General features: G+C 65.9%; 15 protein-coding genes. 6 read left to right on the top strand and 9 right to left on the bottom strand.

Annotated elements, in window-relative coordinates; genetic code table 11:
* Positions 1-9: 9 nt before the first annotated feature.
* Positions 10-720 (bottom strand): 3-oxoacyl-ACP reductase FabG, encoded by a 711-nt coding sequence (gene fabG, locus FB464_RS05675; protein WP_116414732.1) that lies wholly within the window; start codon positions 718-720, stop codon positions 10-12.
* A gap of 113 nt (positions 721-833) precedes the next feature.
* Between fabG and FB464_RS05670 the strand changes: the two genes are divergently transcribed.
* The 4 genes from FB464_RS05670 to FB464_RS05655 all read left to right on the top strand — a co-directional run bounded on the left by FB464_RS05670 (position 834) and on the right by FB464_RS05655 (position 2,957).
* A complete protein-coding gene (locus FB464_RS05670; protein ID WP_170151907.1) occupies positions 834-1,151 on the top strand; it encodes a DUF3099 domain-containing protein in 318 nt (105 codons plus the stop codon).
* Entirely contained in the window at positions 1,148-1,420 is a 273-nt protein-coding gene (locus tag FB464_RS05665; protein ID WP_425472402.1) for a hypothetical protein, read from the top strand. The genes FB464_RS05670 and FB464_RS05665 overlap by 4 nt, the downstream gene beginning before the upstream one ends.
* A 125-nt stretch (positions 1,421-1,545) precedes the next feature.
* Complete coding sequence (locus tag FB464_RS05660) at positions 1,546-2,115, top strand: RNA polymerase sigma factor (RefSeq protein WP_116414734.1); 570 nt, start codon at positions 1,546-1,548, stop codon at positions 2,113-2,115.
* A gap of 14 nt (positions 2,116-2,129) precedes the next feature.
* Entirely contained in the window at positions 2,130-2,957 is an 828-nt protein-coding gene (locus FB464_RS05655; protein ID WP_116414735.1) for a hypothetical protein, read from the top strand.
* Here FB464_RS05655 and FB464_RS05650 read toward each other — a convergent pair.
* From FB464_RS05650 to sufB, 6 genes are all read right to left on the bottom strand, one after another.
* Positions 2,954-4,552 carry an ABC-F family ATP-binding cassette domain-containing protein gene (locus FB464_RS05650; protein ID WP_116414736.1) on the bottom strand — a complete coding sequence of 533 codons (1,599 nt, stop codon included), beginning with the start codon at positions 4,550-4,552 and terminating at the stop codon, positions 2,954-2,956. The genes FB464_RS05655 and FB464_RS05650 overlap by 4 nt on opposite strands.
* A 125-nt stretch (positions 4,553-4,677) precedes the next feature.
* A complete protein-coding gene (locus FB464_RS05645) occupies positions 4,678-5,007 on the bottom strand; it encodes a metal-sulfur cluster assembly factor (RefSeq protein WP_116283002.1) in 330 nt (109 codons plus the stop codon).
* Positions 5,008-5,026: 19 nt separating this feature from the next.
* Complete coding sequence (gene sufC / locus FB464_RS05640; protein WP_116414737.1) at positions 5,027-5,863, bottom strand: Fe-S cluster assembly ATPase SufC; 837 nt, start codon at positions 5,861-5,863, stop codon at positions 5,027-5,029.
* A gap of 3 nt (positions 5,864-5,866) precedes the next feature.
* Positions 5,867-6,196, bottom strand: a complete 330-nt coding sequence (locus tag FB464_RS05635; RefSeq protein WP_116414738.1) for a non-heme iron oxygenase ferredoxin subunit — start codon at positions 6,194-6,196, stop codon at positions 5,867-5,869.
* Complete coding sequence (gene sufD / locus FB464_RS05630) at positions 6,196-7,455, bottom strand: Fe-S cluster assembly protein SufD (protein ID WP_425472401.1); 1,260 nt, start codon at positions 7,453-7,455, stop codon at positions 6,196-6,198. The genes FB464_RS05635 and sufD overlap by 1 nt, the downstream gene beginning before the upstream one ends.
* The gene (gene sufB, locus FB464_RS05625; protein ID WP_116414740.1) at positions 7,455-8,873 is read right to left on the bottom strand and encodes a Fe-S cluster assembly protein SufB; all 1,419 of its coding nucleotides are present in this window, start codon (positions 8,871-8,873) and stop codon (positions 7,455-7,457) included. The genes sufD and sufB overlap by 1 nt, the downstream gene beginning before the upstream one ends.
* Positions 8,874-9,076: 203 nt before the next feature.
* Between sufB and FB464_RS05620 the strand changes: the two genes are divergently transcribed.
* The gene (locus tag FB464_RS05620; protein ID WP_246092945.1) at positions 9,077-10,030 is read left to right on the top strand and encodes a COX15/CtaA family protein; all 954 of its coding nucleotides are present in this window, start codon (positions 9,077-9,079) and stop codon (positions 10,028-10,030) included.
* 34 nt (positions 10,031-10,064) lie between these two features.
* On the top strand, positions 10,065-10,523 hold the full coding sequence (locus FB464_RS05615; protein ID WP_116414742.1) for a hypothetical protein: 459 nt from the start codon (positions 10,065-10,067) through the stop codon (positions 10,521-10,523).
* A gap of 131 nt (positions 10,524-10,654) precedes the next feature.
* Here FB464_RS05615 and FB464_RS05610 read toward each other — a convergent pair whose 3' ends face one another.
* Both FB464_RS05610 and FB464_RS05605 read right to left on the bottom strand, forming a co-directional pair.
* A complete protein-coding gene (locus tag FB464_RS05610) occupies positions 10,655-11,035 on the bottom strand; it encodes a hypothetical protein (protein WP_116414743.1) in 381 nt (126 codons plus the stop codon).
* A gap of 32 nt (positions 11,036-11,067) precedes the next feature.
* Positions 11,068-12,003 carry a heme o synthase gene (locus FB464_RS05605; protein WP_116414744.1) on the bottom strand — a complete coding sequence of 312 codons (936 nt, stop codon included), beginning with the start codon at positions 12,001-12,003 and terminating at the stop codon, positions 11,068-11,070.
* Positions 12,004-12,055: the final 52 nt, after the last annotated feature.

The raw sequence follows: 12,055 nt of genomic DNA, 5'->3' as shown, positions 1-12,055 counted from the left end.
AGGGAGGGGCTAGTGGCCCATGCCGAGGCCGCCGTCGACGGGGATGACCGCGCCCGAGATGTAGGCGGCGTCGTCGGAGGCGAGCCACGCCACCACGCGGGCGACCTCGGTGGCCGTCGCGAAACGGCCCGCCGGGATCGACTTCTTGTACTCGGCCTGCAGTGCATCCGGCAACTCGGCTGTCATCTCCGTCTCGATGAACCCGGGCGCGACCACGTTCGCCGTGATGCCGCGCGAGCCGAGCTCCCGGGTGACCGAGCGGGCGAGGCCGACGAGGCCCGCCTTCGACGCCGAGTAGTTCACCTGCCCGGCCGAGCCGTAGAGGCCCACCACGCTCGAGATCAGGATGATCCGCCCGAACCGTGCCTTGAGCATCCCCTTCGACGCACGCTTCACCACACGGAACGCTCCCGTGAGGTTCGTGTCGATGACGTCGGTGAAGTCCTCCTCGCTCATTCGGAGCAGGAGCGTGTCGCGCGTCATGCCGGCATTCGCGACAACCACCTCAATGGGGCCGAGGGCCGCTTCGACCTCTGTGAACGCGGCGTCGATGGTCGCGGCATCCGTCACGTCCGCCCGCACCGTGAGCGAACCGGCAGGCCCCTCGCCTGTTCGTGCCGTCACGGCGACCCGGTGCCCCTGCGCCACGAACTCTTCCGCGAGGGAGTAGCCGATGCCGCGGTTTCCGCCGGTGATGAGCACGGTTCTGGGTGTCGTCATGATGAGTCCTTTTGGTGTTCTGTCAAGCAGATCTTCTGATGGCCGCGTACCAGCATACGAGAGCCCTGGGAAGCGTAGGCTTAGATGATTCCCTTTCCGACAGGCGGCGCACGATGAAGCATGACTCGCAGCAGTTCTCAGTCACGAGTCTTCCGCAGAACCCGGCTGAGGAGCGGCATGCGCGCATGATCCGCTACTCGCTGGCGATGGGCATCCGTCTGCTCTGCCTGGCCGGTCTCCTCTTTGTGCAGGGCTGGTGGCTGCTCGTGCTCGGTGTCGCGGCGGTGGTGCTCCCCTGGTTCGCCGTCGTGATCGCGAACACGGGTCGCAACACGCCCGGAACGATGCAGGCGCCCGGCGGCCAGATAGTGCCGCTCGGCCAGGTGCCGCTCTACACTGGTGGCCGCGAGACCGGCGGCCGTCCCGAGTGAGCCTGCTCGATGCGCTGGGCGGCTCCGGTCTCGGCGCCGTGCCCGGTGACGAGGAGTGCTCTCGTGCCGGATGTCGTGCCGCAGCGGCGTGGGCGATCGGCTGGCGCAACCCGAAGATCCACACGGAGGACCGGGTGAAGGTCTGGGTGGCCTGCGACGAGCACGTCGACTTCCTCCGCGAGTTCCTGGCGGCGCGTGACTTCCCGCTCGCGGTGACTCCCTTCGGTTCGGTTCCGGATGCCGCGTCCCTGACGGTCGCCGGGGCGTAGGCGCCGAACAGCGCGGGCACCAGCCCACAGCTATTTACGACAAATTCTCGACTCTGTGTTGCAGAATGGGATTCGCCGGACATTAACTGTTTGAGGCCCATCCGGAGCCGAGGAATCGAGATCCCATGACAACCCAGACGAGTCTGGCGTCCTTCTCAGCCATGTATCGGCAGACCTACGCCGAGGTCCTGCGGTTCGTGCGGCGCAGGGCGCATCCGCTCGCCGTAGACGACATCGTCAGTGAGACGTTCACTATCGCGTGGGCGAAGCGCGACGCGCTCCCGCGCGAACCGCTGCCCTGGCTCTACAACACGGCCCGCAACGTGATGCTGAACGCCGCTCGTGCGGGTGAACGCCAGAAGTCGGTCGGCGTGCGCCTCGCCGGCTTCGCCGAGACGTACGACTCTGCCGGTATCGGGTCCGGTGTGGGTGCTTCCGAGGCGTCCGGCGACGTCGCGGACATCGAGCGCCGCATCGACCTCGCTGCCGCATTCACGACGCTCAGCGCCGTCGATCAGGAGGTGCTCACGCTCGACGCGTGGGAAGACCTCGATGCGAAGTCGGCCGCCCAGACCCTCGGATGCTCGCGCGCCACTTATGCGATGCGCCTCACCCGCGCCCGCCGGCGCCTGGCCGCCCTCCTCCGGGAGACGCCCGAGCCCGCCGACGCCCCCTTCGTACTGACGACCCGATGAACAGGAACTCCCTCATGAACCCCACCACTCCGACGCTCGCGACCGAGCTGAAGACGCTCGACCCGGCTCCTGAGGCAGCACTGAGCGCAGACGACCAGCGACTCAGCGAGCAGCTCCTCCTCCGCGTGACGGTGCTCGATGACGCCGTCCCGCGACTGCATCGCCGCCGCCGGCTTGTGTTCGGCACGACCGGCATCCTCTCGGTCGCCGCCGTCGCTGCGGTCCTGATGTTCTCGCTCGGCGCGCCGGCCCCCGCGCCCGTGTCGAACTTCGCACTCTCGGCCACGGGGGTGCTCGGCAGTTACACTGCCACGCCGGTGGCTGTTCTCCCGAGCGCCGCAGACCGCAACGCTTGCGGTACGGCGTCGAGCGAGCACGGAAACACTTCCGAGGAAGCGGTTCTGACCAGCGAACAACGCGGTGGGTTTCGGGCGATGCTGTTCGCCGACGGAGGTGGCCAGACGGCGTTCTGCGTCATAGCCGACGACGATGCCCTGTGGATATCCAACGCCGAATACCTCAGCACAGCCCCGGCCGAGGACCTCCAGCTCGAACCCGCTCCGGTTGCCGACCAGATCACCACCGACCTCGGGCGAATGGACAGTCCATCACCGGAATTCGGCATCATCACTTCGATGTCCGGGCGCGCCGGGAATGACGTGGAATCAGTGAAGCTGACGCTGGGCGACGGGCGGATGGTCGACGCTACCGTGGACAATGGACACTGGGCGGCTTGGTGGCCGACCACACTCGACGCTGTGTCGAGCCAACCTGACTTCCCCACCTCAACGACCTTCGCTACAGGAGACGGCGCCGTGCACACGGCACCGCCGCTCGGCTAGGCGAGCTCGATGAGGTCCTGGTAGTCCTTGTTCCAGTGGTCTTCGACGCCGTCGGGCAGGATCAGTACCCGCTCGGGATTGAGGGCCATGACCGCGCCCTCGTCGTGGGAGACCAGCACCACGGCGCCGGCGTAGTTGGCGAGGGCATCCAGGATCTCCTCGCGGGAGGCAGGGTCGAGGTTGTTCGTGGGCTCGTCGAGCAGCAGCACGTTCGCGCCGGAGACGACGATCATCGCGAGGGCGAGACGCGTCTTCTCACCGCCCGAGAGCACGCCGGCCAGCTTGTGACCGTCGTCACCCGTGAAGAGGAAGGAGCCGAGCACGCGCCTGGCCTCCATCTCGGTCAGGTTCGGAGACGACGAGACCATGTTCGAGAGCACCGAACGTTTCACGTCGATGGTCTCGTGCTCCTGGGCGTAGTACCCGATCCGCAGGCCGTGGCCGGGCTCGATCTGGCCGGTGTCAGGCTTGTCGACGCCAGCGAGGATACGCAGCAGCGTGGTCTTGCCAGCACCGTTGAAGCCGAGGATGACGACCTTGGAGCCGCGGTCGATGGCGAGGTCGACGGCGGTGAAGATCTCGAGCGAGCCGTAGCTCTTCGAGAGGTCGCTCGCCATGAGCGGAGTCCGGCCGCACGCGACGGGATCCGGGAACCGCAGCTTCGCCACACGCTCCACTTCGCGCACCTCGTCAAGGCCCGAGAGCATCTTCTCCGCACGCCGAACCATCTGGTGCGCGGCGGCCGCCTTCGACGCCTTGGCGCCGAACCGGGCGGCCTGCATCTGCAGCACTCCGGCCTTCTTTTCGACGTTGACGCGTTCCTTCTTGCGGCGCTCCTCATCGGATGCCCGCTGGCGGAGGTAGTTCTTCCAGTTCATGTTGTACGTGTCGATGACCTGGCGGTTCCCGTCGAGGTAGAAGACGCGGTTGACCGTCTCTTCGACGAGGGCGACATCGTGGCTGATCACGATCAGGCCGCCCTGGAAGTTCTTCAGGAACTCGCGGAGCCAGACGACGGAGTCGGCGTCGAGGTGGTTCGTGGGCTCGTCGAGCAGCATCGTGTCCGCACCGGAGAAGAGGATGCGCGCGAGCTCGATGCGGCGCCGCTGGCCACCCGAGAGCGTCGAGAGCGGCTGGTCGAGGATGTGGTCGGGCAGGCTGAGGTTCGATGCGATCGAGGCGGCCTCCGCCTCGGCTGAGTACCCACCGAGAGCGTTGAAACGGTCATCCAGGTTGCCGTACTTCTTCATCGCCTTATCGACGACCGCAGGGTCGCCCGACGCCATGTCGAGCTGCGCCTGCTGCATCTGGAGCACGATCTGGCCGAGGTCGCGGGCGTCGAGGATGCGCGTGCGCGCCAGGTCTTCCGGATTCCCTGAGCGCGGATCCTGCGGGAGGTAGCCGATCTGGCCGGAGACGTCGATGCGCCCGCCGTCGGGCTTCAGCTCGCCGGCAAGCGTCTTGGTGAGCGTCGTCTTGCCGGCGCCGTTGCGGCCCACCAGGCCGACTTTGTCGCCGGCGGAGACGCGGAAACTCACGTCCGACATCAGAACGCGGGCGCCGACACGCAGCTCAAGGTCATGCACACTGAGCACGGGGGAAGTCCAATTCTGATGTTTCGCCGGGACGGCGGAGGTGGGGGATGAAAGTCAAGTATAAATCGTGAACGGAAAAAGCCCCGACCGGTCGGATCCGGTCGGGGCGTCTTTGCTTCCGAAGGCTAAATGCTGAAGCCGAGCGCCCGCATCATATCGCGGCCGTCGTCGGTGATCTTGTCGGGGCCCCACGGCGGCATCCACACCCAGTTGATGCGGAACGCGTCGACCACACCGTCGAGAGCCTCGGCGGTCTGTTCTTCGAGAACGTCGGTCAGCGGGCATCCGGCGCTCGTCAGCGTCATCGAGATGATGAGCGCGTCGTTGTCGGTGTCCCAGCCGAGGTCGTAGATGAGCCCGAGGTCGACGACGTTGATGCCGAGTTCCGGGTCCATGACGTCTTTGAGCGCCTCTTCGACCTGGTCGAATTTGGCGGGCTCGAGTGTGGTGACCATGACCTAATCCTACGTCGCTCTAGGCGTTGACGGCCGGTGAAGCCACGACGCCGGCCGCGGCATCCGCGGCTTCGGCTGAGGCAATCGCCTCTGCTGCCGCAGCGCTGGCGGCCACGTAGGTGTCGTATCCGTCGTTCTCGAGCTGCACCGCGAGCTCGGGTCCGCCGGATTCGACGACCTGGCCGGCCACGAACACGTGAACGAAGTCGGGCGTGATGTAGCGGAGGATGCGGTTGTAGTGCGTGATGAGCAGCACGCCGAGGCCGGTGTTCTCCTTCGCGCGGTTCACGCCCTCGGACACGATCTTGAGCGCGTCGACATCGAGGCCGGAGTCGGTCTCGTCGAGCACGGCGAACTGGGGCTTCAGCAGTTCGAGCTGAAGGATCTCGTTGCGCTTCTTCTCGCCGCCCGAGAAGCCCTCGTTGACGTTCCGCTCGGCGAACGCCTTGTCCATGCGGAGGTTCTCCATCGACGTGCGCACGTCCTTCACCCAGGTGCGGATGGGAGGCGCGGAGCCGTCGATGGCGGTCTTCGCCGTGCGGAGGAAGTTGGTCACCGTGACGCCGGGGATCTCGACCGGGTACTGCATGGCCAGGAACAGACCGGCGCGAGCGCGTGCATCAACGGTGGCCTGGGTGAGGTCTTCGCCATCCAGAACGATGGAACCGCTGGTGACGTGGTACTTCGGGTGACCGGCGATCGCATAGGCGAGCGTGGACTTGCCTGAGCCGTTCGGCCCCATGATCGCGTGGGTCTCGCCCTGCTTGATGGTGAGGTTCACGCCGCGCAGGATCTGCTTGGCACCCTGCTCGGTGTCGACGCTGACGTGCAGGTCGCGGATTTCGAGTACAGACATGGCTTAGTCGATTTCTTTTGTCGTAGTTGGGTCGATGTAGACGTCGCCGTCGACGATGCTGAGCTCGTAGACGGGAACCGGCTCGTAGGCCGGGAGGGTCAGGGGTTTGCCGGTGAGCAGCGAGAACTTGGAGCCGTGGGCCCAGCACTCGAGCGTGTCATCCTCGACGAACCCCTCGGCGAGCGAGATGTCGCCGTGGGTGCAGGTGTCGCCGATGGCGAAGCACTCCCCCGACGAATCCTTCACGAGGGCGATGGCGACGCCGTCGATCTCGACGCGCACCGCCTCGTTCTCGTTGAGCTCATCGACGGCGCAGATTCGGATGGCGGCCATCAGACGGTCACCGTCAGTTCGGCCTCGACCGCGAGGGTCAGACGCTCTTCGACGGCGGGAGCACCGATCTGCTGGATGATCTCCGCCAGGAATCCGCGCACGACGAGACGCCTGGCCTCCTCCTCGCTGATGCCGCGGGACTGCAGGTAGAAGAGCTGCTCGTCGTCGAATCGGCCGGTGGATGACGCGTGGCCAGCCCCGAGGATGTTGCCGGTCTCGATTTCGAGGTTCGGGATGGAGTCGGCGCGGGTGCCCTCGGAGAGAACCAGGTTGCGGTTCTCCTCGTAGCTGTCGGTGCCGTCCGCCGTCTGGCGGATGAGCACGTCGCCGATCCAGACCGAGTGTGCGCCCTCGCCCTGGAGCGCGCCCTTGTACTTCACCCGGCTGCGCGAGTTCTCGGCCGCATGGTCGATGTAGACCTGCTGCTCGAGGTGCTGTCCGGCATCCGCGAAGTAGAGCCCGTAGGCCTCCGTGTTGCTGCCGGGCGCCGAGAGGTGGATGCTCGGATTCACCCGCACGACGCCGCCGCCGAGCGAGACCACGATGTGGCGGAGGGTCGCGTCGCGACCGACCTGCGCGAAGTGGCTTGCGAGGTGCGCGGCGGAGTCGTTCCACTCCTGCACGCTCACCACGGTGATGTGGGCACCCTCACCAATGACGATCTCGACGTTCTCGGCGAGCCGGGCGTCGCCGGCATTCTCGAGCACGAGGATGCCGCGGCTGTTCGGTGCCGCCGTGATCACGGTGTGCGCAGCGCGCGCAACCGTCCCGAGCCCCGACCGGGAGACGATGAACTCGCCCGTCGGCGCTTCGCCAGTTATGTCGATCGCGAGGGCCTGGTCGAAGTGCGACCACGCGTTGGCGCTCGCCCGGTCTTCGGGGAGGCCGGCCGATCCGATTCGCTTGTCGGTACGGTCGATCCACGCGAGCGAGAATCCGTCGACGGGCTGCGCGACCGCGAGGTTGCCCTTGAACGGCGAACCGTCGAGCTCACCGTTGATCAGGTCGTCGATCAGCTTGATCGGGGTGAGCTTCCAGTCGACTTCGCGCCCGGTCGGCTTGTCGAAGTCGCCGACGTTCGCCGAGGAGTACCGTTCCGAACGGGTCTGCACCGGTCGCTCGGACCAGGCCCCGTCGGTGTGCGACTTCGAGCCCATGGGGGCGCCGCGGTGGCCGCCGGAGACCGGGGCCGCCGTGGTGGCCTCCGGGGCCGTCGCGCTTTCGGGCGCGGTTGTAGAAGCAGGTGAAACAGAGGTCATTAACCTACTGACCCTTCCATGCCCATCTCGATGAGCTTGTTGAGTTCGAGCGCGTACTCCATGGGGAGCTCGCGGGCGATGGGTTCGATGAACCCGCGCACGATCATCGCCATGGCCTCGTCTTCGGGGAGCCCTCGGCTCATCAGGTAGAAGAGCTGTTCCTCGCTGACCCGTGAGACGGTCGCCTCGTGGCCGAGCTGTACATCATCCACCCGGATGTCGATCGCGGGGTACGTGTCGCTGCGGGACTGCGTATCGACCAGGAGGGCGTCGCAGCGGACCGTGTTCGCGGAGTGGTGGGCGTTCTCGGCGACTCGCACCTCACCGCGGTAGCCAGCGCGGCCACCGCCACGGGCGATCGACTTCGAGACGATCGACGACTGCGTGTACGGCGCCATGTGGATCATCTTCGCGCCGGCGTCCTGGTGCTGGCCGGGCCCCGCGAACGCGACGGAGAGAGTCTCACCCTTGGCGTGCTCGCCGACCAGGTAGATCGATGGGTACTTCATGGTGACCTTGGAACCGATGTTGCCGTCGATCCACTCCATCGTCGCGCCCTCGTGGGCGATGGCCCGCTTGGTGACCAGGTTGTAGACGTTGTTCGACCAGTTCTGGATCGTGGTGTAGCGAACGCGGGCGTGCTTCTTCACGATGATCTCGACGACCGCGGAGTGCAGCGAGTCGCTCTTGTAGATCGGAGCGGTGCAGCCCTCGATGTAGTGAACGTACGAGCCCTCGTCGGCGATGATGAGCGTGCGCTCGAACTGGCCCATGTTCTCGGTGTTGATGCGGAAGTAGGCCTGCAGCGGAATCTCGACGTGCACGTTCTTCGGCACGTAGACGAAGGAGCCGCCCGACCAGACGGCCGAGTTCAATGCGGCGAACTTGTTGTCGCCCGACGGGATGACCGTGCCGAAGTACTCGTCGAAGAACTCCGGGTGCTCACGCAGCGCGGTGTCGGTGTCCATGAAGATGACGCCCTGGGCCTCGAGGTCTTCACGGATGGTGTGGTAGACCACCTCGGACTCGTACTGTGCTGCGACGCCGGAGACGAGGCGCTGGCGCTCCGCCTCGGGGATGCCGAGCTTCTCGTAGGTGTTCTTGATGTCGTCGGGCAGGTCGTCCCACGTGGTGGCCTGCTTCTCGGTCGACCGCACGAAGTACTTGATGTTGTCGAAGTCGATGCCCGAGAGGTCTGCACCCCACGTCGGCATGGGCTTCTTCTCGAAGAGAGCAAGAGCCTTGAGGCGGTTCTTGAGCATCCATTCGGGCTCGTTCTTGAGCGTGGAGATGCCCTTCACGACGTCGGGCGAGATGCCGCGCTTCGCGATCGCGCCGGCGGCGTCGGAGTCGGACCACCCGAACTCGTACACCCCCAGGTTCTGAAGTTCTGGGCGGTCGATGAGTACGTCTGTCATGACTTTCTCCCTTCCTTTTCGTGTACAACATGTCAAGGTCAGAAGGAATTCCACGAAGCGTAGAACATCGAGGCTCTGTACTTAGAATGAAGCGAGTGTCTTCGGCTTCAGTGCCGCCTCGTGTGAATAGCCCGTTGCGCCTGCGGCGCGGATTCTTGACCCTCTTACTCTATCGGCCCCCGCACCATGAAGGAACCTGCTCTGTGAAACGCCTGTATGCGTGGCTCCCCGCTTCTGTCGACACCCGGGTGCGGGTGCTCGCCTGGGCTTCGCTGGTGGTGCAGATCATCCTCATCGGTACGGGAGGGGCTGTGCGCCTGACGGGTTCGGGCCTCGGATGCCCCACCTGGCCCCAGTGCACGGAGGGGTCGTTCGTGTCGACTCCCGAGATGGGCGTGCACGGCATCATCGAGTTCACGAACCGCCTGCTGACTTTCGTCGTCGTCCTGGTCTCGATCGCTGTCTTCGTCGCGGTGCTGCGGATCCGAAAGGAACGCCGCGACCTGTTCGTGCTCACGCTGCTGCAGGGGCTCTCGATCCCGCTGCAAGCTGTCATCGGTGGAATCACGGTGCTGACCGGCCTGAACCCCTACATCGTCGGACTGCACTTCGTGGTGTCGATCGGGTTGGTCGTCGTGACGACCATGCTCGTCTACCGGGTGTACACCGGGCGGCGCGGCGCGGCGGTCGGCCTGACGCTCGCTGTACCGGCGTGGTACCTCGCGGTCTCCCGCCTCGCGGCCGTGTTCGTCGGGCTGGCGGTGGCCCTGGGCATCCTGACCACCGGATCGGGCCCGCACGCCGGAGACGCCGCGACGCCGCGCAACGGCCTGAACACCGACGTGATGGAGCACCTGCACAGCTATCCCGCGTACGTGCTCTTCGCCCTGACGCTGCTGCTCGTGGTGGTCGCACTGGTGCGTGGGCTCCCCCGCCGCTGGGTCGTGACGCTGCTCGTGATCGAGCTGGCGCAGATCGCGGTCGGCCTCACCCAGTCGCGCCTCGGCCTGCCGCCCGCCCTCGTCGTCCTGCACATGGTGCTCGCCGCCAGCCTCGTCGCGGCCATGACCGCGACACTCCTGGCGGAGCGCCGCCCCGCCCCGGCAGGTGCCAGTCGCCCCACGCGCACCTCGGCCTCGGCGTCTGCCTCTGCATGAACGCTGTTTAGAGCTTTGCTCATATAGTGGGGTGATGGCCCCAGCTACGATGACCTTCCGCACAGATCCTTCCAGCGACATGAATGCCGTCGAGGTTCTGGCTGTGGTCGATGGCAGACCGTTCTCGGAGATCGTCATGGAGTTCGAAGCGAGCCGGGGATGGGATCCGGCCGGCGGTTATGGTGGCCTCTTCCCCGGTGTCTTCCGTCTCGGCACGGCCATCGAATACTGGCTCGGGGTGGGCCTCACGGGATTCGGCTCGACCGGCGGACGGGTGTGGGTTCTGGGTTGCGAATGCGGCGAACTCGGCTGCTGGCCGTTCGGCGTGACGATCGTCACCACCCCCGACACCGTGACCTGGCAGAGCTTCGAACAGCCGTTCCGCCGTGAACGTGACTACTCCGCGCTCCCCCCGTTCATCTTCGACCGTGCCGAATACGTCGCCGCCGTAACAACCGTCGCGCACCTCTTCACCCGCACCGCCGCCCCCTGACCCGGTGGGCGGGTACGGATGGTGCAGTTGGTGCTCGCCGCCAGCCTCGTCGCAGCCATGACCGCGACACTCCTGGCGGAGCGCCGCCCCGCCCCGGCCCCCGCTTCGTCCGGCCACCCGTCGGGCCTGGTTCAGAAGAGCGAAACGCTCGCTGCAGGCAGAGCGGGAACTGCGGCGTAGGCCGCCGAGGCCAACGCGCAGACGAGACCGACGGCGGCGAGCCCCAATGTCACTGTCGACTTTTCATCCGGCGCCATGAGTCTTCGTTGGAGGGCGAGAAGCACCGAGATCGTGCCCACCAGACAGGCGATGCTGGTCGAGATGGGATGCAGGTAGACCAGCCAGTCGGTCGGCGACCATCCGATTCCTGCTCCGCCTGGCGCGGAATGGGCGAAGGAGGAGATCGATACCACCTCTGTCGGTATCGCGAGAACGATGGCCAGCCCGGACAGTCCAACGATCACGATGGAGATCGACGTCGTGCGGCGCCGCGGCTGGGTCTCATTCGTCACGCATCCAGCGTAACTGAGAAACCCTCAGAGTGCTAGAAGGTGAAGGGGAAGATGCGCACCAGGGGGTCGATCGCGATCGCCAGGAAGAGGATCGTCAGGTAGGTGATCGAGGCGTGGAAGACGCGCATCGGCTTGACCGAACCGTGGCGGATGGCGCTGCTGTAGAGGCGGTGGGTCTCGTAGACGAACCATCCACCGGAAGCCAGGGCGGCAACCGTGTAGACGATTCCCATCGAGGCGACGGGCACGAGCAGCAGGGAGCACGCGACGGTGGCCCAGGCGTAGAGGATCGTCTGCAACCCGACGACGGACTGCCCGCGGATCACGGCGAGCATCGGCACGCCGACCGACTTGTAGTCATCGCGGTACCGCATCGAGAGCGGCCAGTAGTGCGGCGGCGTCCAGAGGAAGATCACGCCGAACAGGATCCAGGCCGGCCAGTCGAGCGAGTTGTCGACAGCAGCCCAGCCGATCAGCACGGGCATGCAGCCCGCCGTTCCGCCCCAGATGATGTTCTGCGACGTGTGGCGCTTCAGGATGATCGTGTAGACGACCGCGTAGAGGAAGATCGCGATGACCGAGAGCAGTGCGCTGAACCAGTTGACCAGCAACCCGAACCAGAGCGTCGAGACGATCGCCAGCACCCACGCGAACACAAGCGCCTGCCGGTCGGTCAGCTCCCCCGTCACCAGGGGGCGCCCCTGCGTACGGTTCATCACGCGGTCGATGTCGCGATCGACGTAGCAGTTGAATGCCCCAGCCCCGCCGGCGCTCAGAGCACCGCCGATGAGGGTGGCGACGACGAGCCACAGATTGGGGATCCCGCCCTGGGCGAGGATCATCACCGGAACCGTGGTCACGAGCAGCAGCTCCATGACGCGTGGCTTCGTCAGCGCGACGTATGCCCTGGCCTTCTGACCCACGGAAATCCGCGGATGCTCGACTCGGCCTTCTACAGCAACGTCCATTGCTCCTCTAACTGCGTTCGACATACCGGATCCCAGCATAGTTTACGGCGCG

It is taken from the genome of Subtercola boreus (genome assembly GCF_006716115.1).
Lineage (GTDB): Bacteria > Actinomycetota > Actinomycetes > Actinomycetales > Microbacteriaceae > Subtercola > Subtercola boreus.
The sequence above is the reverse complement of the archived record's forward strand: the minus strand, read 5'-3'. Positions and strand labels throughout refer to the sequence as shown.